The organism is Bradyrhizobium sp. Mp19 (genome assembly GCF_029952935.1).
GTDB lineage: Bacteria > Pseudomonadota > Alphaproteobacteria > Rhizobiales > Xanthobacteraceae > Bradyrhizobium > Bradyrhizobium elkanii.
Genome location: NZ_JASAUT010000057.1, coordinates 28377 through 51356 on the forward strand (window position 1 = coordinate 28377; position 22980 = coordinate 51356).

18 protein-coding genes and 1 riboswitch are annotated in these 22980 nt (G+C 66.5%); of the genes, 12 read left to right on the forward strand and 6 right to left on the reverse strand.

Features of this window, described 5'->3' with window-relative positions:
- Positions 1–156: 156 nt before the first annotated feature.
- Positions 157–1197, forward strand: a complete 1041-nt coding sequence (locus tag QJT82_RS37045; protein WP_028343533.1) for an MBL fold metallo-hydrolase — start codon at positions 157–159, stop codon at positions 1195–1197.
- 172 nt (positions 1198–1369) lie between these two features.
- Here the strand turns inward: QJT82_RS37045 and QJT82_RS37050 are convergent, their stop codons facing one another.
- From QJT82_RS37050 to QJT82_RS37060, 3 genes are all read right to left on the reverse strand, one after another.
- On the reverse strand, positions 1370–2185 hold the full coding sequence (locus QJT82_RS37050) for an ABC transporter substrate-binding protein (RefSeq protein ID WP_028343534.1): 816 nt from the start codon (positions 2183–2185) through the stop codon (positions 1370–1372).
- Between the two features lie 200 nt (positions 2186–2385).
- Positions 2386–3159, reverse strand: coding sequence for an ABC transporter ATP-binding protein (locus QJT82_RS37055; RefSeq protein WP_028343535.1), 774 nt, complete (start codon positions 3157–3159; stop codon positions 2386–2388).
- Complete coding sequence (locus QJT82_RS37060; protein WP_028343536.1) at positions 3156–4199, reverse strand: iron ABC transporter permease; 1044 nt, start codon at positions 4197–4199, stop codon at positions 3156–3158. The genes QJT82_RS37055 and QJT82_RS37060 overlap by 4 nt, the downstream gene beginning before the upstream one ends.
- Before the next feature lie 112 nt (positions 4200–4311).
- A riboswitch (cobalamin riboswitch) is annotated at positions 4312–4510 on the forward strand.
- Between the two features lie 108 nt (positions 4511–4618).
- On the opposite strand from QJT82_RS37060, the gene QJT82_RS37065 reads away from it, so the two are divergent.
- The 3 genes from QJT82_RS37065 to QJT82_RS37075 all read left to right on the forward strand — a co-directional run bounded on the left by QJT82_RS37065 (position 4619) and on the right by QJT82_RS37075 (position 8374).
- Positions 4619–6886 carry a TonB-dependent receptor gene (locus tag QJT82_RS37065; protein ID WP_028343537.1) on the forward strand — a complete coding sequence of 756 codons (2268 nt, stop codon included), beginning with the start codon at positions 4619–4621 and terminating at the stop codon, positions 6884–6886.
- A gap of 112 nt (positions 6887–6998) precedes the next feature.
- Complete coding sequence (locus tag QJT82_RS37070) at positions 6999–7172, forward strand: hypothetical protein (protein ID WP_016846987.1); 174 nt, start codon at positions 6999–7001, stop codon at positions 7170–7172.
- A gap of 209 nt (positions 7173–7381) precedes the next feature.
- Positions 7382–8374: an ABC transporter substrate-binding protein gene (locus QJT82_RS37075; protein ID WP_051448081.1), complete on the forward strand. Its 993-nt coding sequence runs from the start codon at positions 7382–7384 to the stop codon at positions 8372–8374.
- A 17-nt stretch (positions 8375–8391) separates the two neighbouring features.
- Here the strand turns inward: QJT82_RS37075 and QJT82_RS37080 are convergent, their stop codons facing one another.
- Positions 8392–9639: a hypothetical protein gene (locus QJT82_RS37080; RefSeq protein ID WP_028343538.1), complete on the reverse strand. Its 1248-nt coding sequence runs from the start codon at positions 9637–9639 to the stop codon at positions 8392–8394.
- 226 nt (positions 9640–9865) lie between these two features.
- Between QJT82_RS37080 and QJT82_RS37085 the strand changes: the two genes are divergently transcribed.
- Positions 9866–11104 (forward strand): MFS transporter, encoded by a 1239-nt coding sequence (locus QJT82_RS37085; RefSeq protein WP_028343539.1) that lies wholly within the window; start codon positions 9866–9868, stop codon positions 11102–11104.
- A gap of 28 nt (positions 11105–11132) precedes the next feature.
- Here the strand turns inward: QJT82_RS37085 and QJT82_RS37090 are convergent, their stop codons facing one another.
- Positions 11133–11585 (reverse strand): helix-turn-helix domain-containing protein, encoded by a 453-nt coding sequence (locus QJT82_RS37090; RefSeq protein ID WP_028343540.1) that lies wholly within the window; start codon positions 11583–11585, stop codon positions 11133–11135.
- 76 nt (positions 11586–11661) lie between these two features.
- Between QJT82_RS37090 and QJT82_RS37095 the strand changes: the two genes are divergently transcribed.
- Both QJT82_RS37095 and QJT82_RS37100 read left to right on the forward strand, forming a co-directional pair.
- Positions 11662–13458, forward strand: a complete 1797-nt coding sequence (locus tag QJT82_RS37095; RefSeq protein WP_028343541.1) for a chloride channel protein — start codon at positions 11662–11664, stop codon at positions 13456–13458.
- 166 nt (positions 13459–13624) lie between these two features.
- Positions 13625–15343 (forward strand): amidohydrolase family protein, encoded by a 1719-nt coding sequence (locus QJT82_RS37100; protein WP_028343542.1) that lies wholly within the window; start codon positions 13625–13627, stop codon positions 15341–15343.
- A gap of 241 nt (positions 15344–15584) precedes the next feature.
- Here the strand turns inward: QJT82_RS37100 and QJT82_RS37105 are convergent, their stop codons facing one another.
- The gene (locus QJT82_RS37105) at positions 15585–16901 is read right to left on the reverse strand and encodes an MFS transporter (protein WP_028343543.1); all 1317 of its coding nucleotides are present in this window, start codon (positions 16899–16901) and stop codon (positions 15585–15587) included.
- 239 nt (positions 16902–17140) lie between these two features.
- Between QJT82_RS37105 and QJT82_RS37110 the strand changes: the two genes are divergently transcribed.
- From QJT82_RS37110 to QJT82_RS37130, 5 genes are all read left to right on the forward strand, one after another.
- A complete protein-coding gene (locus QJT82_RS37110; RefSeq protein WP_028343544.1) occupies positions 17141–17902 on the forward strand; it encodes a class I SAM-dependent methyltransferase in 762 nt (253 codons plus the stop codon).
- Positions 17903–17938: 36 nt separating this feature from the next.
- Entirely contained in the window at positions 17939–18592 is a 654-nt protein-coding gene (locus QJT82_RS37115) for an ABC transporter ATP-binding protein (RefSeq protein ID WP_028343545.1), read from the forward strand.
- Complete coding sequence (locus tag QJT82_RS37120; RefSeq protein WP_264641750.1) at positions 18589–21048, forward strand: ABC transporter permease; 2460 nt, start codon at positions 18589–18591, stop codon at positions 21046–21048. Before QJT82_RS37115 ends, QJT82_RS37120 begins: the two co-directional genes overlap by 4 nt.
- Complete coding sequence (locus QJT82_RS37125) at positions 21038–22123, forward strand: lipocalin-like domain-containing protein (protein WP_028343547.1); 1086 nt, start codon at positions 21038–21040, stop codon at positions 22121–22123. Before QJT82_RS37120 ends, QJT82_RS37125 begins: the two co-directional genes overlap by 11 nt.
- Before the next feature lie 369 nt (positions 22124–22492).
- A complete protein-coding gene (locus QJT82_RS37130) occupies positions 22493–22885 on the forward strand; it encodes an MAPEG family protein (RefSeq protein WP_028343548.1) in 393 nt (130 codons plus the stop codon).
- Positions 22886–22980: the final 95 nt, after the last annotated feature.

Below are 22980 nucleotides of genomic sequence, written 5' to 3' on the forward strand. Positions count from 1 at the left end.
GAGGCTCGCTTCGCGAGCACCTCCAGCGACAAAGGCGAAGCCTTTGCGCGGGGGTGACGGGACAGGAGTCGCGCGGGGATGGATTTGCTTTGAATGGACCCTATCTATGGAATAATATCCTCCATGTGACTCGGCCCGGAGAATAGGTAAGCCGTCATGATCTTTCGCCAGCTCTTCGACAGCGTATCCGGCACCTACAGCTATCTGCTCGCGAGCCGCGCCGGCGGCGAGGCATTGATCCTCGATCCGGTGCTGGAGAAGGCCGACCGCTACTGCAAGCTGCTGCAGGAACTCGACCTCAGGCTGGTCAAGGCCGTCGACACCCATCTGCATGCCGATCACGTCACCGGCCTCGGCGAGCTGCGCGACCGCACCCAGTGCATCACCATCATGGGCGAGCAGAGCAAGGCCGACGTGGTGTCGATGCGCGTCTCCGACGGCGACAAGGTGACGATCGAGGGCCTTTGCCTCGAGGCAATGTACACGCCCGGCCACACCGACGATTCCTATAGTTATTTAATGGGCGACCGCGTCTTCACCGGCGACACGCTGCTGATCCGCGGCACCGGCCGCACCGACTTCCAGAACGGCAGCGCGCGGGCGCAGTACGATTCGATCTTCAACCGCCTGCTGAAGCTGCCCGAGGAGACTATGGTGTTCCCCGCGCATGACTACAAGGGCGACACCGTCTCCACCATCGGCGAGGAGAAGCGCTACAATCCGCGGCTGCAGGTCAAATCGATCGACGACTATGTCGAGCTGATGAACAACCTCAATTTGCCGAACCCGAAGCTGATGGATGTCGTGGTGCCCGCCAACATGCATGTCGGCCTGCACCAGGACGAACTCGCCAAGGAAGGCCTCTCCCTCAACGCGCGCGACGCCATCGCGAGCCTCGGCCGGCCCGATATCCTCCTGGTCGATTTGCGCGAGAGCGGCGAGCGGGCCAAGCACGGCACGCTCGCGGGCGCGCTGCACGCGCCCTATCCCGGAATCTGCGCCACCCTGCAGCCCGGCGGCATGCTGCGCGAAGTCGCGGCCGCAACCGGCCGCCGCGTCGTGTTCTTCTGTGCCTTCGGCGAGCGTTCGGCGATGGCGGTGGCCGCCGCGAAGAAGGCCGGACTGGTCAATACCGCTCATATCGAAGGCGGCATCGATGCGTGGAAGAAGGCCGGCGGGCCGGTGGTGATGGGGTAAACGTCCAACCGTCTAGCCCACACGAAAATATGAGACCGTCACCCTGAGGTGCGAGCGGAGCGAGCCTCGAAGGGTGCACGGCCACGTCCTGTCCGCAAACATTTGGAGACATCCGGGCCGTGCATCCTTCGAGACGCGCTACGCGCTCCTCAGGATGACGGATGACGAAGGATCACCGCGTCACTCGCTGCAACTCTTCCGTCAGCCGATCCAGCGCATCCGCCAGCATCACGCCGCCGCACACGGTGAGCCGCTCGGGCAGCACGATGCGCTTGCTTTGCGGATAGAAGCGCTCCAGCGCCGGATGCAGCAGGAAGGCGCGACCGTCATCCTCGGCGCGGTCGCCGGCTTCCGACACCAGGATGAAATCCGGCCGCAGTTTTACGATCGCCTCCAGCGAAGCAAACCCGCCTGCGCCGACGCCAAGTTCGCCGGCGGCGTTGGCGAGGCCGGCTGCCGCCAGCAGCGAGCTGACCAGGCTGCCGTCGCCAGGCACAAAGCCGCGCCGCTCCAGCGGCAGCACGCGGTAGTGATGCGCGCTTGCCGCGGCCCGCGCCCGGGTGGTGGCCGCGTCGAGGCGCGCGATCGCGGCCTCCGCGCGATCGGGATGCTGCACCACATCGCCCATCGCGCGAATCTGCTCCTTCACTTCGTCCAGCGTGCGCGGCACCGTGAATTCGACGAGGTGCAGCCCGTTGGCCTTCAACAGGTCGCGGGTCGCGCGCTTGTCGAACAGGCTGACCACGACGAGATCGGGCTTGAGCATCAGCACGTCCTCAGCCTCGCCGGACAGGCGCGGAAAATTTCGCGCCTTCTCGGCGGCCCAGGATTGCCAGGCATCGCGCGAGAAGCGGCTGAGACCGATGATCTGGTCCGGATCGGCCAGCGACAGCACAAGCTGGTCGCTGCAGACATTCATCGAGACGATGCGCGGTCCGGCGGCAAAGGAGATGCTCGCCGGCATGAACCAGGCAAGAACCGAAAACATAAGCGCAAGACAGAGCGAAGCAAGACGGCTGCCACGCTGAAGGTGTGCTCCCTCTCCCGCTTGCGGGGGAGGGTTGGGGTGGGGGTGTCGCCGCGAGTCATCTCGCGGAGAGAGCCCCCACCCGCTGCGCTCTTCGAGCGCAGCGACCTCCCCCGCAAGCGGGAGAGGTGAACTGGGCTCGTGGTGAGGCAGCGGCCACATCACACGTCCGCCCACGGCACGATGACGGCCTCCCGCTGAAATTCGGCACGATAGGCGCTGACCCGGAACACGCTGGCGAGGACGCTCTCCGACAATGCCTCGACAGGCGCGCCCTGTGCGGCCAGCCGCCCCTCCGCGAGCACCAGCACATGATCGGCAAAGCGCGCCGCGAGCCCGAGATCGTGCGTCACCACGATCACCAGCACGCCGGTGTCGGCGACGTTGCGCAGCTTCTGCATCACGTCGATCTGATGGCGCGGATCGAGCGAGGCGGTCGGCTCGTCGGCGAGGATCACCGGCGCCTCCACCGCGAGCACCCGGGCCAGCGCGACGCGGCTGCGCTCGCCGCCGGAGAGTTCGGTGACGCGGCGATCGCTGAATTCAGTTACGTCGACCGCCTGCATCGCCCGCAGCACCGCCTCCATATCCGTCGGCGACAGCCGCGCCGGATCGGTCGCGCCGTGCGGATAGCGGCCGAGCGCGACAATGTCGCGCGCCGGCAGCGGCCAGTGCACCATGTGCCCCTGCGGCAGATAGGCAAAGCGCTTCGCACGCTCGCGCAGCGGCAGCGACGCCAGCGGATCGCCGCCGATCCGGATCTCGCCGTCGGAGGGAATCAGCCCGGCCAGTGCACGCAGCAGCGTGGTCTTGCCGGCGCCGTTCGGCCCGACCAGCGCGACCAGATGGCCCGATGGCAGCGACAGCGAGATATCGTGCAGCACCTTGCGGCTGCCGAGCGAGGCATTGAGAGCGGCGGAGGAGAGCAGCGTCATGCCACACCTCCGCCGAGCGCGCGGCGTTCGCGCATGATGAGGTAAAGGAAGAACGGCACGCCGATGATCGAGGTCAGCACGCCGACCTTGATGTCCGAGGTCGAGGGGATGATACGCGCCGCGATATCGGCCGCGAGCAGCAGCGCCGAGCCGGTGAGCGCGCTCGGCACCAAGAGCCGCGCCGGATCGTGACCGATCAGCGGACGCATCAGATGCGGCGCGACGAGGCCGATGAAACCGATCGTGCCGGTGACCGCGACCGCGCCGCCGACGCCGAGCGCCACGCCCGTGATGACGAGTAGCCGCAACCGCCCGACATCGACGCCGAGGCTCTGCGCCGCCTCCTCGCCAAGCGTCAGCGCGCGGAAGGCGTTCGCCTGGCTGAGCAGGATGGCGGCGCCCGCGACGATGAAGGGCAGTGCCAGCGCCACGTGCTGGAAGCTGCGGTCCTCCAGCGAGCCGAGCAGCCAGAACGCGATCTCCAACACCACGAACGGATTGCTCGAGAGATTCATCACCAGCGCCGTCGCCGCCCCCGCAAAGCTCGAGATCGCAAGCCCGGCGAGGATCAGGATCAAGAGCCCGGCATTGCGGCCGGCGATCGCAAGCAGCGCGAACACCGAGCCGAAGGCGGCGATGATCGCCACCACCGGCAGCGCATAGGAGCGCACATCGGCGAGGCCCAGCGCGATCACCAGCACCGCGCCGAAGGCCGCCGATTGCGGCGCGCCGAACAGCGACGGCGAGGCCAGCGGATTACGCAGCAGCCCTTGCAGCGCCGCACCGGACAGCCCGAGAATAGCGCCGATCGCGAATGCCAGGATGGTGCGCGGCAGGCGGATCTCGCGCACGATCACCTGCGCCACATCGCTGCCGCCGCCGAACAGCGCCTCGATCACCGCAAGCGGCGACAGCCGCACCGGCCCGATGCCGAGCGAGATCAGCAGCAGCAGGACCACGAGCGCGAGCAGCGCCGCGGTGGCGCCCCACCGGCGTCGCGCCGCGACCTCGGCCGCCAAGGCAAAATCCTGCACGCTCATTGAATCCATGCTCTTACAGCGATCGCCGTGGCAGACAAGCGACACTCGACAAAAACCGTGGCCGCCCGGCCGCCGCCCGACTTCGGCCGGATTGACTTTGCTGCCCGGCCGAACCCTAGATGAACATGACGGTTCTTTCATGAGATGAAAAGGGAATGCGGTACGGGGAAACTTCCCCAACGCCGCGGCTGCCCCCGCAACTGTATGCGGTGAATCCTTCGTCACAGGCCACTGGGAATCTCGGTCCTGGGAAGGCGACGAAGGGTAACGACCCGCGAGCCAGGAGACCTGCCGTCAGCCGTGGTCACACGCGAGGATGCCGGTCGGGGAGTACAGGCATGAGCTTCACCTGATGCCGTGAGCACGATGGTGAGACTGGTTCGCGGTGACGTGCCACTGACGTTGCCGAGGCCTCGCTTATGTTCTCCTTCTCTCTCGATCGGCGACACCGCGCGCTTCTGCTCGCGTCGACGATGATCGCGCCGGCAATCCTTGTCCCCGCCGCGCGGGCGCAGCAGGCGCCCGCTCCCGATCAGCTGCCGGCGATCGAAGTCACCAAGCCGGGCGACCAGAACGTCACGCGCGCCAGGCCGGCCGCCGACGAAGCGCCGGCGCCGCGCCGCCCGGCGCCGGGCACCACGCAGAGTAACAATGCGGGCAGCGGCAGCGGATCTGGCACGACAGCGACCGGCGTGGCCACCGGAACGGGTGGCACCGGCGGCGGCCGCCAGTTCGCCGGCATTGTCGGCGCCTCCTCGGCCGTGATCACCGCCGACGACATCGCGCATTCGCCGGTGCAGTCGTTGCCGGAGATCCTCGCGCAGGTGCCGGGCGTGCAGCTGCAAACGCCCTATGGCGGGCCGAACGGCGCCAAGACCTCGGTCGACCTGCGCGGTTTCGGCGCATTCGCGACCGACAACACGCTGTTCCTGCTCAACGGCCGCCGCCTTAACGACGTCGACAAGGCCGGCTTCGACCTCACCACGATCCCGCTCGATTCCATCGAGCGCATCGAGATCACGCGCGGCAACAGCGGCGCCGTGCTCTACGGCGACAACGCCGTGGGCGGCGTGGTCAACATCATCACCAAGACCGGCGTCGGTGGCCCGCCGACGACGATGCGGGCCGAGGCCGGAATTGGCTCGTTCAACACCCGCATGGCCGCGGTCTCCGCGGCGCTCAATTCCGGACCGTGGTCCACCTCGTTCTACGGCAACGGCATCAAGTCCGACGGCTACCGCGTCAACAATGCGCTCGACCAGCGCAACGCGGTCGGCAACATCAACTACACCACGCCTGATCTCACCGCCTTCCTCACCGTCACCGGCAGCGACCAGAGGCTCGGCCTGCCCGGCGGACGGCTGGTCGATCCGTCGATCGGCGTCAACGAGCTGCTCACCGATCGCCGCGGCGCCGCGACGCCCTTCGACTATGCCAACCAGCAAACCGCCAGCGTCACCACCGGCTTCACCAAGACGCTGATCAACGGCGTCGACCTGATCGTCGACGGCGGCTGGCGGCAGCGCGAGACGCAGAGCGGCTTCTTCGGCAAGGTGCCGACCATCAGCTTCGCTTCGACATACAATGACGCTGCGCTGCAGACCTGGTCGCTCACGCCGCGGCTCAGCGTCAAGAATGTGATGCTGGGGATGCAGTCGACGATCCTGACCGGCATCGACTATTACGATTCGACCTTCCGCGAGGCGCGCGGCGCCTATCAGGGCGTCGACCCGTTCCACATCTACAATATCGAGCAGCAGTCCGTGGCCGGCTACTGGCAGCACACGATCGGCGTGCTGCCGACGACCGACTTCTCCTACGGCGTGCGTGTACAAAACACCAGCGTCTCGGCGCGCGATCGCTACGACCCGAACGCGCCGTTCGCGTTCGACGCGCAGGCGGCACCGCTCGACAGCAACGAGACGCAATACGCGCTGCATGTCGGCGTCGAGCATCGCCTGACCGACACCTTCTCGGTGTTCGGCCGCGCGGCACGCGCATTCCGCACGCCTGATGTCGACGAACGCGTCGCGTCGGGTCCGTCATTCGACCCGCTGACCTTCGCCCCGATCCCGCAGACCTTCCAGCTCAAGACCCAGACCTCGCAGGATGTCGAGGGCGGCTTTCGCGTCAGGACCAACCGCTTCCAGGTCCAGACCAGCGTCTATCTGATGGATCTCGACAACGAGATCCATTTCAACCCGGTGCTGTTCTTCAACACCAACCTCGACCCCACCCGCCGCTACGGCTCGGAGACCAGCGCGGCGCTCAAGGTCAGCGACAGCGTCACCCTGCGCGGCGGCATGGCGATCACCCGCGCGGTGTTCCGCGAAGGCATCTGGGCCGGCAACGACGTGCCGCTGGTGTCGCGCTACACCGGCAATCTCGGCGTCACCTGGAATATCTGGCAGAACTATCTGGTGTTCGACGCCACGGTGCGGGCCTGGAGCTCGCGCATCATGGACAACGACCAGGCCAACACCCAGAGCCGGATTCCCGGCAACGCCACCGCCGACATCAAGCTGAGCGGGCAGTATGACCGCTTCTTCTGGTCGCTGAGCGTGAACAACCTGTTCAACGCGCTCTATTACGACTACGCCATCGCGAGCACGTTCACGGAGGGCCGCTTCTCGGCCTATCCGCTGCCCGGCCGCACCTACATGGTAAAGGCCGGCGCGACGTTTTAGAGCTATCCGGTGGGGCGAGGTGTGACCCCGCCGTACCCTCTCATCACGTTACAAGCGTCCGCAAACTGGAGTAGAATTCCGGCAGCTGATTTGACCCGTGCAGGGGAAACGCATGGCCAAGGCCGGAAAGACGAGCAAGGACGGCGCCAAGACCAAAGACAAGACCGACGACAAGTCGAAGAAGCCTCCGCCGCCCGCAGCGCTGCAGGACGATGACTATTACGAGGACGGCGACATCGCCACGCCGAAGCTCGACCGCTACGGCAATGATGACGAGCCATTGTGAGGCGCGGCAGATGTCCATCCAAATGTCCCGGGCGCAGTTGCGCGCCGGGTCGCGGGCGGCGGCCTCGTAGCTTGCGAGCTACCGAGCCCGGTTCATCGTCGCCAAGCAGACATTAGGTCGCAGCGGGGTCATGGGCTGGCCCCCCTTCCGGATTGGTTGCCGTGCTAGGCTCCGCATGGACGCTGGGTCCTTGCCCGGGGGGCGGTGCCATGAGGTTTGCGAAGGCAGTGCTCACGGTCTTCTGCATGATCGCGTCGACGTGCGAACCGTCCAATGCGCAACAAGCCCCCAGGAAAGTAGGAATCCTTCTCAACGGCAGCCCGTCGCCGCTCTTCGACTCCATCAAGAAAAACCTTCTGAGCGACTTCGCCGACCGCGGCTATCTCGAAGGCCCCGACATCGTCATCGAACCGCGATTTGCCGAGTCGAAGCTCGAGCGCCTTCCGGGCCTCGCCTCGGAGCTGGTCGGTGCGAACGTGGATGTCATCCTTGCACTCGGCGGCCCGGCGTCGGTGGCGTCGCAGAAGGCGACGTCGACGATTCCGGTGATCTTTGCAATCGTGACCGACCCGGTTGCATTGAAGCTTGTCGCCTCGATGGAAAAACCGGGAGGCAACATCACGGGCCTCACCAACCTCGATCCGCAGCAGGCCAGCAAGCAATTCAAAATTCTGAAGGAGGCATTGCCCGGAATCACGCGCGTTGCGATTCTCAGCGATCAAACGATCCCCGGCGCCGATGAACGCGGGCTCGCTCCGATTGACCGTGCCAACGAGGCCGCAGCCAAGGCCTTGGGGTTGGAGCCGCAAATCGTGAAGGTCAAGAGTGCGGACGATCTGGAGGCCGCAATTGCCGGGATGGCAAAGGAACGCGCGGAGGCGCTGCTGGTCCTGGAAGTGCCGGTGCCCTTCAGCAATCGAAAGCAAGTTGGTGAACTGGCCCTGAAGAACCGCTTGCCGGCAATGTTTCCCGGCGGCCAGGCGGACGCGGGCGGGGTGATCACCTATGGCGCCAACGTCGCCGATACATGGCGCGAGTTTGCGACGTTCGCCGACAAGATTTTCAAGGGCGCGAAGCCGGGCGACCTGCCGGTCGGTGTCGTCACCAGGCGAGAGCTGATATTCAATCTCCAGGCGGCCCGGGCCGTGGGCGTCGAGATCCCACCCGAGCTATTGAAGCGTGCAGACAAGATCGTGCAGTGAATTCGCACTGAAGGATACTATTGAAAATCACCATTTTCGATCGCCTTGATGCTGCCGCGATCGAGCAGATGGGCGCCAAAACCACCGCGCGCCAGCGATGAGGCGATCTGCGGCGATGCCAGCAGCAGCGCCGTGGTCATCGCCAGCGGCACGGCACTGAGCCAATCGAGCCGCACCGGCGTCAGCTCTTCGCTGCTTCCCCGATAGTGCCCTTCGCCCGTGGCGATGCGGCCGCATTCCCGGATCAGGTCACGCCGCGTGCCATCGCGCGATGCACTGCCGAGCAGCGCCTGCATCGCCAGATGCGTCCGCACCCCGACGCGCCCCTCGGCCAGCGGCGCCGGGGTCTCGCCGCGCGAGACGCGCAGCAGCAAATCGACCAGATCGACGCCCGACTGAAAGGCGTTCATCGGCTCGACCAGCCGGGGGTTGCAGTCGATCAACAGCGGCGTTGCGCTGTCGAGCGGCATGATGACGTCGACCGAGAGCGCACCGTGCCAACGAAGATGCGCGCCGATGGTCTCGAGGCCGGCGCGGATCGCCGGCCTGCTCACGCTCTCCTTGATCGCCTCGCCGCCGCCGACACCGGCCGCAATCTGGCGGTAGGCATGGAAGCCGACAAGCGTGCCGTGGCAGAACACCGACTGCGCCTTCTCGACCGTGCCGGTGATCAGATCCTGCGCCAGCACCTCGCCGGCAAAATCGTCCGCGGACTCGAGGTCGTAGAGCGCGCGATTGAGATCGCCGGTATCGCGCACGAACCAGACGCCGCGGCTGGCGGTGCCGACCGACGTCTTGACCACGGATGGAAACCGCACCGCCTCGCGCAGCTCCTCGGCCGAGCTCACGATCCGGGTCGTCGGCTGCGGCAGACCGAGCCGGTCGAGCAGACGGCTGAAGCCGGCCTTGCTGTGCACGGCGCGATAGCTGGCGAAATCCGGCAGCGCCAGGCCGGTACGTGATGCCAGCCCCGCCGCGGCGCGGGCGAACAGAAATCCCTGCTCATGGGTCGGCAGCAGCACATCGAAATGTCGCGACGCCAACAGGCGCTCGACGAAGCGCAGGAATCCGGCTGGATCTGAGCGCAGCGGCGGACAATGGTGGTATTTACGGACGAAGCGGGAGTAGCGCGCCAGGCACCAGCGCGAGGGGTCGCAAACCTCGACGTGATGGCCGGCCAGTCCGAGGATCGTGATCGCCTCGCGGCCGGAGGTGCTGGAGCCCTCCGACACCAGCACGCGGAGCTGCTTTTTGGGGTCGATCATGGCCGATCATCGCCGTGCCGCCGCGCTTTGTCGCCGCATTTAATGCCGCATGTGTCGATCCGGCACGCCCGCGCCGGGGGCAGCCATGCGCCCGCGTTCATGGACAATTAGCGGCCAATCTCTATTTTCGGCGGGCCCTGCCGGGCATTTTGTTTGACGCGTTTTCTTCACGCGAACCGGTACTAACTTCGCTTGAAAACGCTATGGAACTGGGGTTTTCGACGACATGGTCGACGTTCTGGCCGCACCGCAGCAAGCGAAGGCCGACAGCGCGCTGCGCACGCTGACGGGGATTTCGGTCGCCCATTGGGTCAGCCATTTCCATATCTTCGTGCTGCCGATGCTGTTCCCGTTCCTGAAGCAGCAGCTCGGCGTCGGCTATGTCGAGCTCGGCCTCGCGCTGACGGTGTTCGCGGTGGTCTCCGGGCTGACCCAGGCGCCGATCGGCTACCTCGCCGACCATATCGGTGCGCGCAAGATCCTCTTGATCGGACTGACCGTCGGCGGTTGCGCGCTGATCGGGCTCGGCCTGCATCTCAGCTATACGTCGCTGATCATCTGCGCGGTGCTGCTTGGCCTTGCGAACAGCGTCTATCATCCGGCCGATTATGCAATCCTCTCGGCTCATATGGACGAGGCGCGGATGGGCCGCGCCTTCTCGATCCACACCTTTGCCGGCTTCCTCGGCGGCGCGGTGGCGCCCGCGATCATGGCGGCACTCGTCGCCTCGATCGGCGGCCTCGGCGCGCTGATCGTCGCCGGTGCGGTCGGTCCACTGGTGGCGCTGTTCCTGATCGTGCTCGGCATTCCCGATGCCGGCGCCAACAAGAACAAGACAAAGGACGACACAGCACCGAAGGCGAGCGTGATCACGCCGGCGCTGATGGTGCTGACAGCCTTCTTCACGCTGCTCAGCCTGTCGACCTCGGGCATCAACAATTTCGGCGTGGTCGCACTGATGGGCGGCTACGGCGCGTCGTTCTCGACGGCCAATATCGCGCTCACCGCATTCCTCGGCGCCAGCGCGGCCGGCGTGCTCGCCGGCGGCTATCTCGCCGACTGGACCCACCGCCACAGCCAGGTCGCCGCGGCCTGCTTTGCGGTCAATGCCGCCCTCGTGCTGCTGATTGCGCTGCTCAACCTGCCGCCCGTGGCGCTCACGCTGGCGATGGGGCTCGCCGGATTCCTCGGCGGCGTGATTGCGCCGTCCCGCGACATGATGGTGCGCAACGCGGCCCCGCCCGGCGCCGCCGGCCGCGCCTTCGGCATCGTCTCCACCGGCTTCAACTTCGGCGGCATCGTGAGCCCGCTGCTGTTCGGCTGGATCATGGACCAGCACATGCCGCACTGGGTGTTCGGCGCCTCCGTCGTGTTCATGGTGCTGACCGTGCTGCTTGCCCTGGTCACCGAGCGCAAGCCGCAGGCCTCTGCGTATCAGGCCGAGACGGCCAGCCCGCGCGCCTGACGCGCGAAACGTCGTGCATGGGGCGCGGTCATTCCGACCGTCGCGACAGCACCTGCTTCAGGAGCGGCTCGATCCGCGACAGTTCATCGAGATGGACCGCTGACAATTCGGCGAGATGATCGGCCGCAAGGCCGGTTAATTTCAGCAGCACCCGCCGCTGGTCGGCGGGATCGAGCACACGCTCGACCAGCCCGGCCTCGGACAGCCGGTCGACCAGTTCGACCGTGGTGTGGTGACGAAGCCGCAGCCGTTCGGCCAGATCGCCGACCGCAACCGGGCCGCCGCCCGGATAGCCCCTGATCGCCAGCAAGGCCTGATGCTGCCGCGGCGTCAGGCCCGCGGCCTTCGCGGCATCCTGGCTGAACTCAAGAAAACGGCGGATCAGATAGCGAAATTGCGACAGCGTCTCGTAATCGGCCTGGCTGGGAACCCGCTTTGGGTCCTGCCGCGGCGATTTCGACGGTCCTTTCAACGCTGCCATTCGATGTCTCCCGCTTGTAATTATATCGCAATGCGATATGACGCCGCGTCCACTTCACCCGAGCCTTACGCCACCAATGAGCGTCATTTCCACCAAATCGAGCGCCTCCGCCAAGATTGGCGACAAGGCCAGCCACCTCCTGAGCGACTTCACGACCGATCCCCGCGTCGTGGTGATCTCGGCGATCGCCGTGTTCGTCTCCGCCGCCGGCGTGCTGGCCGGTGCGGGATTGCTGCAGCTGATCAAGCTTGCCACCAACATCGCCTATTTCGGCCAGTTCAGCTTCGCCGACCTGAAATTGCAGGATTCGCCGCTCGGGCTCTGGACCGTGCTGGTGCCGGTCGCAGGCTCGCTGATCATCGGGCTGATGGCGCGCTTCGGCAGCGAGAAGATCCGCGGGCACGGCATCCCGGAAGCCATCGAGGCCATCCTGCTCGGCCGTTCCCGGCTCGACCCCAAGGTGGCGATCCTGAAGCCCTTGTCGTCGGCGGTGTCGATCGGCACCGGCGGCCCGTTCGGCGCCGAGGGCCCGATCATCATGACGGGCGGCGCGATCGGCTCGCTGATCGCACAGATGCTCCCGGTCAGCGACAACGAGCGCAAGACCCTGCTGGTGGCGGGCGCCGCCGCCGGCATGACCACCGTGTTCGGCACGCCGATCGCCGCGATCATGCTCGCGGTCGAACTGTTGCTGTTCGAATGGACGCCGCGCAGCTTCATTCCCGTCACCGTCGCCGCCGTGGTGGCGGCGGTCGGGCGCACCTTCCTGCACATGCCCGCGCCGCTGTTTCCGTTCACCGGCGGCGTCGACATCTCGGTGCTGCAGCTCGGCGCCTGGATGCTGATCGGAATCCTCTCCGGGCTGCTGTCGGGCGTGCTCACCCAGCTGGTTTATGGCTGCGAGGACATCTTCCTCAAGCTGCCGATCCACTGGATGTGGTGGCCGCTGATCGGCGGCCTGGTCGTCGGCCTCGGCGGCTTGATCGAGCCGCAGGCGCTCGGCGTCGGCTATGACAACCTCGCGTCGATGCTGAGCGGCGACGTCGTGCTGAAGGCCGCGCTGCTGCTGCTCGTGGTGAAGGCGGTCATCTGGTCGGTCGCGCTGGGCTCGGGCACGTCGGGCGGCGTACTGGCGCCGCTGCTCATCATGGGCGGCGCGATGGGAACGGCGCTGAGCGGCTATTTGCCTGAAGCGAGCCCCGGCTTCTGGGCGCTACTGGCGATGGCGGCGACGATGGGCGGCACGATGCGCTCGCCGCTGACCGCGACCTTCTTCGCCGTCGAGCTCACCGGCAACACCCATGTGCTGCTGCCGCTGATCGCGGCCTGCGGCACCGCGCATGGCGTCACGGTGCTTTTGATGCGGCGCTCGATCCTGACCGAGAAGGTGGCGCGGCGCGGCCATCATCTGGTGCGCGAGTACCGCGTCGATCCCTTCGCGCTGACGCGCGTGCGCGACGTCATGACCAAGACGGTCGAGACCGTCGCCGACACCATGACGCTGCACGGCGCGGCCGCCTTCCTGACCAACCCGAAGACGGGGCACCCGAGCTTTCCCGTCGTCGACGCCAGCCATCACGTGCTCGGCGTGATCGACCCGCCCTCGGTGCTGCGCTGGCGCCGCGCCGGCAAGCATCGCACCGCAACGCTCAAGCAGCTGCTGGCCGGCAGCAAGATCACCGTCGCCTATCCCGACGAATATCTCGACCGGCTCGCCGACCGCCTGATGCAGGTCAACGTCTCGCATCTGCCTGTGATCTCGCGCGAGGACCAACGCCTCGTCGGCTATATCGGCTGGAAGGATCTGATGCGCGTGCGCGCGAGGCTGCAGGCCGAGGAGACCCAGAAGACGGCGTTCTTCGGCGCGCGATAAGTTCGCGGCGGGTTGCCGGCGGAACAAATTTCCGCCGGACGGCAACGCTCGATCCCAGCTGGCAAATCAGCGCCAGCGCATCCCAGAGCTTCATCGGCGCTGGTTGACAGCATCAGGGGCTGACCCATGATGCCGTCAACCAAAAACAGCCTCGGGATGAAATGCCATGACCTCGACCCCAGACCTCGTGATCCGCGGCGGCACCATCGCTGACGGCAAGGGCGGCGACCTCTATGAAGCCGATGTCGCGATCACAGGCGGCAAGATCACCGGCGTCGGCAAGGTCTCGGCGAAGGGCAAGGAAGAGATCGACGCCCGCGGCAAGCTGGTGGCGCCCGGCTTCGTCGACGTCCACACCCATTACGACGGCCAGGTGACCTGGAGCCATGACATCACGCCGTCGTCGCAGAACGGCGTCACCACCGCGATCATGGGCAATTGCGGCGTCGGCTTCGCGCCGTGCCGGCCGAGCGACCACACCAGGCTGATCCAGCTGATGGAAGGCGTCGAGGACATTCCGGAGCCGGTGCTCTCCGCCGGCATTCCCTGGGCGTGGGAGAGCTTCCCCGACTACATGGAGTGGCTGTCAAAGCGCAATTTCGACATGGACATCGGCGCGCAGCTGCCGCATGCGGCGCTGCGGGTCTATGTGATGGGCGAGCGCGGCGCACGCCGCGATCCCGCAACGGCCGAGGACAACAAGGCGATGGCAGCGCTCGCCGGCGACGCCGTGCGTGCGGGCGCGCTGGGCTTCTCGACCTCGCGCACGCTCAATCACCGCACCTCGACCGGCGACTACACGCCGACGCTGAAAGCCGGCGAAGATGAACTGACCGCGATCGCCGGCGCGATGCACGGCGTTGGCCGCAGCGTGCTGCAATTCGTGCTCGACCAGAGCACCGTGCACGAAGACCTGCCGATGATGCTGCGGGTCGCCGAGAACACAAGGTGCCCGATCTCGTTCTCGGTCGCCCAGGCCGACAAGGCGCCGCGACGCTGGCGGCAGACCATGGACACCATCAATGAAGCCGCCGCCCGCGGCCTGTCGATCACGACCCAGATCGCGGCGCGGCCGGTCGGGCTGCTGCTCGGGCTCGAATTGTCGCGCAATCCGTTCCAGACCCATCCTAGCTATCGCGAGATCGCCAAATTGCCGCTGGCCGAGCGGCTCGCGCATCTGCGCCGGCCCGAGGTGCGCGCGGCGATCCTGAGCGAGAGCGCGACGGCGACCGACGATCCGCTGTTCTTCCGGCCGAACTACGACAAGATGTATCTCCTGGGTAATCCGCCGAACTATGAGCAGCCGCCGGAAAACGCGCTCGGGCCGCAGGCGCGGCGCCAGGGCCGTCAGCCGGAAGAGCTTGCCTATGACGCGATGCTGACCGACGAGGGTCGCGGCATGCTCTATGTGCCGTTCCTGAATTACGCCGACGGCAACCTTGATGCCGTGCATGAGATGCTGCGTGAACCGAGCGCGGTGCCCGGCCTCTCAGACGGCGGCGCGCATTGCGGCATCATCTGCGACGCCAGCTTCCCGACCTATCTCTTGACGCACTGGACGCGCGACCGCAGCCGCGGCGAGAAACTCTCGATCCCGTTCGTCGTCGCGGCACAGTCGCGCAAGACCGCGCTGTCGGTCGGCCTGCATGATCGCGGCGTGATCGCTCCTGGCTTCAAGGCCGACGTCAACGTGATCGATTACGACGGGCTGCATTTGCATCCGCCGAAGGTGCATTACGACCTGCCGGTCGGCGGCCGCCGCCTCCTGCAGCAGGTCGATGGCTATGACGCCACCATCGTGTCGGGCATCGTGACCCAGCGCGAGGGCAAGGCCACCGGCGCACGCCCGGGCAGACTGGTGCGCGGCGCACAGGGGATGAATTGAGAGACGCAGCGACCGGCGCGTAGCCCGGATGCAGCGAAGCGCCATCCAGGGCAGCTCTGTCCGCAGATGGCGCAGCCCCGGATTTCGAGCGTAATGCGATCCGGGTGAGGGGTTGAGGTCTCTCGAGGGACGGAGCTCGCGGAGGCAGACCCCCTCACCCGGATTTCCCGCTGACGCGCGAAATCCGGCCTCTCCCACAAGGGGAGAGGCGAAGTGGAGCGAGTTGCCAGAGGTGCGCCCCTTACGTCGGCGACATCGCGCCTTTGATCGTGCCTGCCGGCTGCGACGTGCCGGTCAGGCGCGCCCGCTCGGTGTTCGGCCACAGCAGCAGCAATCCGAGCAGGCCGGAGCCGGCCATGATCGCCGCGTTGATGGTGAAGCCGGACATGTAGCCGGCCGTCGGCGTGGCCGCGTGCTGGATCACATTGCCCATCACCATCGGCGCCAGAATGCCCGAGATCGTGTACAGCGCGCCGTAGATCGCGATGATCGCGCCGCGCTGCGACACCGGCGTGAATTCGCCGAGCATCGGCGGGCACACCACATAGATCGAACCGCACAGGCCCGAGCCGATCACCAGCAGCGCGATCATGATCCCGCCGGGCGGCGCATAGGGCAGCATCGCGAGAATGGCGCCGCCGATGATCAACGGCACCGAGCCGAGCACGCCGCGCGCGCCGCGGGTGGTGAAGCCGCGTGTCAGCATCAGCTGCGAGATCCAGCCGGTCAGCAGCACGATCGTCGCGCCGAAGATCCAGGGCAGGATCGAGACGAAGCCGGCCTGGTGCTGCGAGAAGCCGAGCCCCTCGATGATGAAGGACGTGAACCAGGTGAGCCCAAGCGACAGCGCCCAATAGGCGCCGAAGGTTGCCACCACGCAACCGATGAAGGTGCGCGAGGTCAAAAGCTTCAGGTAAGGAATCCGCGGCTCGTCGGCCGTCACGGCAGACGTCGACACCAGCGGCCCTTCCTTGCCGAGCGCGAACCAGGCGACGGCCCAGATCAGGCCGACGATGCCGAGCGCGCCGAAGGCGTGATGCCAGCTGTGATTGACGATGATCCAGTTCAGCGCGGGCACGGCGAGGATCACGCCGAATGCGGAGCCCTGCGACAGGATCGCGGTCGGCAGCGTGCGCTTCTCGTCCGGAAACCATTTGTAGATCGCGTGCGCGGCGACCGAGAAGGCCGGCCCCTCGCCGGCGCCGAGGATGATGCGGCAGATCACCAGCGTCGTGAAGCTGACGGTGCCGACCATCGGAAATTGCGCCAGCGACCAGATCACCGCCAGGATCAGCAGCACCCAGCGGGTGGCGACGCGATTGACGATGAAGCCGACCACGATCGCCGAGATCGAGAACAGCAGGAAGAATGACGAACCGAGATCGCCGAACTGCTCCTGGGTGAGGCCCATTTCCTTCTTGATCGGCACGCCGGCGAGCCCGACCACGATCTTGTCGGCAAAGTTCACCACCATGAACAGGAATAGAAGGAAGGTGATTTGCCAGGCGCCCTTCGGCGTCCCCTCTGACGTCCTCTTGGACGTCGCTTGCGTCGTCATGTCCGGCTCCCCGTCGTTTTCGTTTTTGGCTTCGTAAAATCGGCCCCGTCCGGCGATGCTAGCCACGCCTCGCCGTGCAACGCAACACCGCATTTCCTCGGGGTCACGCGCCCCAGAGCGCTTCCAACGGCCTGATCACGATCGCGTCGGTCGCGCCAGTGAAGCGGTGAACTGTCATGTCCCGACTGCTATGTTCGAGGCCAACGAAAAGCCGAGGTTATTGAAGGTTGGGTTATTTCATGAACAGATCGATCCTACGTGCGGCCGCTTGCATTGCACTCGTATCCGCCGCCCTGCTTGCCGTCCCTCAGGTTCGCGCGGAAGACGCCGCCAATCCCGACTACGCCGCGATCGTCGCCGCACCCGATCGCAGCGATGCGGATCGCCAGGTCGACCAGCGCCGGCAGCCGGCCAAGATGCTCGCCTTTGCCGGCGTCAAGCCCGGCATGACGATCCTCGACATGGCGGCCAGCGCCGGCTACAGCACCGAACTGTTGGCGCGCACCGTCGCGCCGTCGGGCAAGGTCTATGCGCAGGATTCCGCGACCGTGCTCGAGCGCTTCGTCAAGGACAAGTTCGACACCCGCGCCAAGGCACCGGCGATGAAGAACGTGGTCCATGTGGTGCGGGACTATGACGACCCGATCCCGCCCGAGGTCAAGAACCTCGACATGATCACCTTCTTCTTTTTCTATCACGACATCACCTATCTGCCGGTCGACCGCGCCGCGATGAACAGGAAGATGTTCGCCGCGCTCAAGCCGGGCGGCTTCCTCGTGATCGCGGATCACTCGGCCAAGGCGGGCGAAGGCACCAATGTCGCCAAGACGCTGCACCGGATCGAGGAGAGCACCTTGAAGCAGGAGATCGAGGCGGCCGGCTTCAAGCTGGTGGCCGAGGGCGATTTCCTGCATCATGCGGAGGACCCCAAGGACATTCCCGTCTTCAAGGCACCGGTGCCGATCGACGAGTTCGTCCTGAAATACCAGAAGCCGCAATGAGGCCCGGCCATCGCTTCATCTGACCAGACCGCCGCGGTGCTTCGCGTCACCGGCCTGACCAAGAGTTACCGCTCCGCCGGCGAAGACGTCGCCGTGCTGCGCGGCGTCGACCTTGCCGTTGCAACCGGCGAGAGCGTGGCGCTATCAGGCGAATCCGGCAGCGGCAAGAGCACGCTGCTGCATCTGATCGCGGGACTCGATGCCGCCGATAGCGGCGAGATCGCCCTCGCCGACATCGTCGTCTCCCGCCTCAACGACGCCGGCCGCGCCGAATTGCGCCGCGACCGGCTCGGCCTCGTCTTCCAGCAGTTCAACCTGATCCCGAGCCTGACGGTCGCGGACAATCTCGTGTTTCAGTCGCGCATCGCCGGCCGGCATGACGCCGCCTGGCACGACGAACTGGTCGAGCGCCTCGGCCTGAAAAGCCTGCTCAGGCGCTATCCCGAGCAATTGTCCGGCGGTCAGCAGCAGCGCGTCGCGATCGGCCGCGCGCTGGCGCCGAAGCCGCTGTTGCTGCTCGCCGACGAGCCGACCGGCAATCTCGACGAGGACACCGCGGACGAGGTGCTGGCACTGGCGCGCGACCTGGTGACCCGCACCGGCTGCGGCTTCCTGATGGTCACGCACAGCGCGCGGCTCGCCGCGACGCTCGACCGCCAGGTCACCCTGCATGCCGGGATCGTCGCATGAGGCGCGCGCTGTGGATTCTTGCGGTGCTGCTCAGCCACTGGCGGCGGCATCCGATGCAGATCGCAACGCTCTTGATCGGGCTGATCTCGGCCACCGCGCTGTGGAGCGGTGTGCAGGCGCTGAACCAGCAGGCCCGCATCGCCTATGACCGCGCCGCCGCGACCTTCGGCGGGTCGCGCACCGCGATGCTGGTCGCCAAGGACAGCGCGACCTTCCCGCAAGCACTGTTCGTCGATCTGCGCCGTGCCGGCTGGCCGGTGTCGCCGATGCTGGAGGGCCGGGTCCAGATCGACGGCCGCAGCTTCCGCCTGCTCGGCGTCGAGCCGGTGACGCTGCCGTCCGAGGTCGGCAACGCGCCGACGGTCGGACGCGGCAGCCTGCAAGCCTTCGTCACGCCGCCGGGCGAAATGCTGGTGGCGGGCGAAACGCTGCGCGATCTCGGCCTCAAGGAAGGCGAGCGGCCACAGGCCAACGGCACGAGCTTGCCGCCGCTGCGCGTGCAGGCCGAGCTCGCCCCCGGCGCACTGATCGTCGATATCGGCATCGCGCAGGACATCCTCAAAATGCCCGGCCAGGTCTCGCGCCTGCTGGTCAGCAAGTCCACAGCGCCGCACTCAGCGCTGGAAAGCGTGGCGGGTGACAAGCTCCGTCTGGTCGAGCCGAGCGCGGAGAGCGACCTCGAACGCCTCACCGACAGCTTTCATCTCAACCTCACCGCGTTCGGCCTGCTGTCGTTCTTCGTCGGCCTGTTCATCGTCAACTCCGCGATCGGGCTGGCGTTCGAGCAGCGGCTGCCGATGCTGCGCACGCTGCGCGCCTGCGGCGTCTCGGCGCGAATGCTCAACACCGTGCTGGTGATCGAGCTGGTGTCGCTGGCGCTGGTCGCCGGCCTCATCGGCCTCGTCTGCGGCTACTTCATCGCGGCTGCCTTGCTGCCGGATGTCGCGGCCTCGCTGCGTGGGCTCTATGGCGCGCAGATCCCCGGACAGCTTTCGCTCAAACCCGTCTGGTGGTTCGCCGGCATCGCCATCAGCATTCTGGGCGCGCTCGCCGCGGCGGCCGCGAGCCTTGCCAAGGCGATCCGGATGCCGGTGCTGGCGACGGCGCAGCCGCAGGCCTGGCAGCAGGCGCAGCGGCGCTGGCTCATTATCCAGAGCGCGGCGGCACTTGCGGTGTTTACGGTCGCCGCGGGCCTGATCTGGTTCGGCGATTCCCTGATCGCGGGCTTTGCCGTGCTGGCCGCGCTAATGCTCGGCGCGGCGCTGATCCTGCCGATGGTTCTGCAAATCGCGCTCGCGTTCGGCCAGCGCAGCGCGCGAGCGCCGGTCTGCATCTGGTTCTGGGCCGACAGCCGCCAGCAATTGTCGGGCCTGTCGCTGGCGCTGATGGCGCTGCTGCTTGCGCTCGCGGTCAATGTCGGCGTCGGCACCATGGTGGAAAGTTTCAACCGCACCTTCCTGGTCTGGCTCGACGGAAGGCTCGCCGCCGACGTTTACATCAGCGCCGCCAGCGATCAGCAGGCAAAGGAGATCAAGGCCTGGCTGCGCGACCGGCCCGAGGTTGAGGCCATCCTGCCCGGCGGCCGCGCCGACACCCAGCTCGGCGGCGCGCCGATCGAGGTGCTCGGCCTGCCGGACCACGCCACCTATCGTGACAACTGGCCGTTGCTCGAAAGCGCTGCGAATGCGTGGGTTCGGCTACGGCCGGGCGACACCGGCCTCGTCAGCGAGCAGCTGTCGCGACGGATGAAGCTGGCGATCGGCGATCATATCGAGGTGCCCGCCCCCGGCGGCAACTGGCCGCTCGAGATCGTCGGCATCTATGCCGATTACGGCAACCCCAAGGGCCAGATCGCGGTCAACTTCGCCGCGCTGACCCGGCGCTTCCCGCAGACACCAATGACGCGGATGGGCCTCAGCGTGGCACCGGACAAGATCGCACCGCTGATCACCGCGCTGCAGGAGAAATTCGGTCTCGATGATCGCAACATCGCCGACCAGGCGAGGATGAAAACGGAATCCAGGCGGGTCTTCAATCGCACCTTCTCGGTAACCGCCGCGCTCAACGCCTTCACCCTCGGTGTCGCCGGCATCGCGCTCTTGACCAGCCTGCTGACGCTGGCCAATTCGCGGCTGCCGCAGCTGGCGCCGCTGTGGGCGATCGGCCTGACGCGGCGGCGGCTCGCCGCGCTCGAACTGTTGAAGACCATGGCGGTCGCACTGATCACTGCGCTGTTCGCGCTGCCGCTCGGCCTGCTGGTGGCGTGGTGCCTGCTTGCGATCGTCAACGTCAAGGCGTTCGGCTGGCGGCTGCCCTTCCACGTATTTCCCTTGCAGCTGATCGAGCTGCTCGCGGTGGCGCTGGCCGCAGCATTCTGCGCGGCGGCGCTGCCGGTCGCGAGGCTTGCCCGCATGCAGCCGGCCAGCCTGATCAGGATCTTTGTCAATGAGCGCTAGCGTCACCATCACCCGTCGCGCCTTTGCCGGCGGCGCGCTGGCGCTGGCGCTCGGCGGCAAGGGCCTTGCGCAGGGCTTTGCCGGGCTCGGCGAGACGGCGGAAGGATTTGCCGCCGTCACGCCGGGCAAGCAGTTCACGTTCCCCGCGGACCACGGCCCGCATCCGGAATTCCGGATCGAGTGGTGGTACGTGACCGCCAACCTGTCCGACACGAGCGGCGCGGCCTATGGCGCGCAATGGACGCTGTTCCGCCAGGTGATGAAAGCAGGCGGACCGGCCGAGGGTTGGGCCAATCAGCAGCTCTGGATGGGCCACGCCGCCGTGACCAGCGCCGGCACGCACCGCTTCAGCGAGACCTTTGCCCGCGGCGGCGTCGGGCAGGCCGCCGTCGAAGCCACGCCGTTCCGCGCCTGGATCGACGCCTGGGAGCTGCGCGGGCGCGATCCGTTCGATGCGCAACGCGTCGCGCCGCTTGAGCTCAAGGCCTCCGCCACCGACTTCAGCACCGCGCTGCGGCTCGAGGCCGACCGCGCGCTGGTGCTGCAGGGCGACCACGGCTACAGCCGCAAGTCGGATCGCGGACAGGCCTCCTATTACTACAGCCAGCCGTTCTACAAGGCGTCCGGCCGTATCGTGATCGACGACAGACCGGTCGACGTCACGGGCATAGCCTGGATGGATCGCGAATGGAGCAGCCAGCCATTGGCGGCCGACCAAACCGGCTGGGACTGGTTCTCGCTGCATCTGCCCGGCGACGAGAAGCTGATGCTGTACCGGCTGCGCCAGAAGGACGGCCGCGAAAACCTGTTCGGCAACTGGATCACGCCGGACGGCCGCTCGGCCGAGATCGCCGCCGGCGGCAACAGCATCGTGCCGCTCGCAACCACCGAGATCGACGGCCGCAAGCTGCCGACGTCATGGCGCGTCAGCCTGCCCGCACGCGGCCTTGCCATCGAGACCACGCCGCTCAATGCACGGAGCTGGATGGGAACCAGCTTCCCGTATTGGGAAGGCCCGATCCGCTTCTCAGGCAGCCACGCCGGAATCGGCTATCTTGAGATGACGGGGTACTAGAGCTTTTCCCGTTCCGATGGAATCGGAACGGGGCTCTAGATTCTTGTTTTGACGCGTTTTCTTCAGGCGAACCGGTATCCACTTCGCTCGAAAACGCTCTAGGACGTGACGGAATTGGTCCGAATGGGGCCGCGGCATAACTATGCTCCCTCGCCCCGTTCTTACGGGGAGAGGGTTGGGGTGAGGGGCCGTCTCCGCGTACTCGGTGACAGCTGGTCTCGCCGAGGTCCCCCCTCACCCGGAACGCATCTGACGATGCGTTCCGACCTCTCCCCGCGCGCGGGGAGAGGTAAAGCAAGGCCGCATGTCACACCGGGCTTCGCTGTCCCGTCATGACATCGGGGTCAATGGAAAGAGGACACGCCTGACATGTACCACTACACCGCCATCGTCACCTGCCTTGCGGTCGCGCTGCACTTCTTCTTCGCGCTGCAGGTCGCCCGCGCCCGCGCGGTCTACGGGGTCAAGCTGCCGGCGATCACGGGCAATCCGGATTTCGAGCGCATCTACCGCATCCAGATGAATACGCTGGAATGGATGCCGATCTTCCTGCCGTCGCTCTGGCTGTTCGCGGTCTATGTCGGCGATGCCACGGCCGCGGCGGTCGGCGCAATCTGGGTGATCGGCCGCATCGTCTATTTCATCGGCTATCGCGAAGCGGTGGCGAAACGCAGCCCCGGTTTCGCCATCCAGGCGCTGGCCTGCGTCATCCTTTGGGTCGGCGCGATCGGCGGCGCGGTGTGGCGGCTGGTCCACGCGTAACGCCGCCACATATTCCGCCGTCGTCCCGGCGAAGGCCGGCAACTGTTATGTTGGTTTGGTCTGCAGGTAGGGCTTTCGGTCTCGCATCATGGCAT

Coding starts and splice junctions, on each gene's coding strand:
- QJT82_RS37045 (WP_028343533.1), top strand. CDS start 157: ATGATCTTTCGCCAGCTCTTCGACAGCGTATCCGGCACCTACAGCTAT.
- QJT82_RS37050 (WP_028343534.1), bottom strand. CDS start 2,185: ATGTTTTCGGTTCTTGCCTGGTTCATGCCGGCGAGCATCTCCTTTGCC.
- QJT82_RS37055 (WP_028343535.1), bottom strand. CDS start 3,159: ATGACGCTGCTCTCCTCCGCCGCTCTCAATGCCTCGCTCGGCAGCCGC.
- QJT82_RS37060 (WP_028343536.1), bottom strand. CDS start 4,199: ATGAGCGTGCAGGATTTTGCCTTGGCGGCCGAGGTCGCGGCGCGACGC.
- QJT82_RS37065 (WP_028343537.1), top strand. CDS start 4,619: ATGTTCTCCTTCTCTCTCGATCGGCGACACCGCGCGCTTCTGCTCGCG.
- QJT82_RS37070 (WP_016846987.1), top strand. CDS start 6,999: ATGGCCAAGGCCGGAAAGACGAGCAAGGACGGCGCCAAGACCAAAGAC.
- QJT82_RS37075 (WP_051448081.1), top strand. CDS start 7,382: ATGAGGTTTGCGAAGGCAGTGCTCACGGTCTTCTGCATGATCGCGTCG.
- QJT82_RS37080 (WP_028343538.1), bottom strand. CDS start 9,639: ATGATCGACCCCAAAAAGCAGCTCCGCGTGCTGGTGTCGGAGGGCTCC.
- QJT82_RS37085 (WP_028343539.1), top strand. CDS start 9,866: ATGGTCGACGTTCTGGCCGCACCGCAGCAAGCGAAGGCCGACAGCGCG.
- QJT82_RS37090 (WP_028343540.1), bottom strand. CDS start 11,585: ATGGCAGCGTTGAAAGGACCGTCGAAATCGCCGCGGCAGGACCCAAAG.
- QJT82_RS37095 (WP_028343541.1), top strand. CDS start 11,662: ATGAGCGTCATTTCCACCAAATCGAGCGCCTCCGCCAAGATTGGCGAC.
- QJT82_RS37100 (WP_028343542.1), top strand. CDS start 13,625: ATGACCTCGACCCCAGACCTCGTGATCCGCGGCGGCACCATCGCTGAC.
- QJT82_RS37105 (WP_028343543.1), bottom strand. CDS start 16,901: ATGACGACGCAAGCGACGTCCAAGAGGACGTCAGAGGGGACGCCGAAG.
- QJT82_RS37110 (WP_028343544.1), top strand. CDS start 17,141: ATGAACAGATCGATCCTACGTGCGGCCGCTTGCATTGCACTCGTATCC.
- QJT82_RS37120 (WP_264641750.1), top strand. CDS start 18,589: ATGAGGCGCGCGCTGTGGATTCTTGCGGTGCTGCTCAGCCACTGGCGG.
- QJT82_RS37125 (WP_028343547.1), top strand. CDS start 21,038: ATGAGCGCTAGCGTCACCATCACCCGTCGCGCCTTTGCCGGCGGCGCG.
- QJT82_RS37130 (WP_028343548.1), top strand. CDS start 22,493: ATGTACCACTACACCGCCATCGTCACCTGCCTTGCGGTCGCGCTGCAC.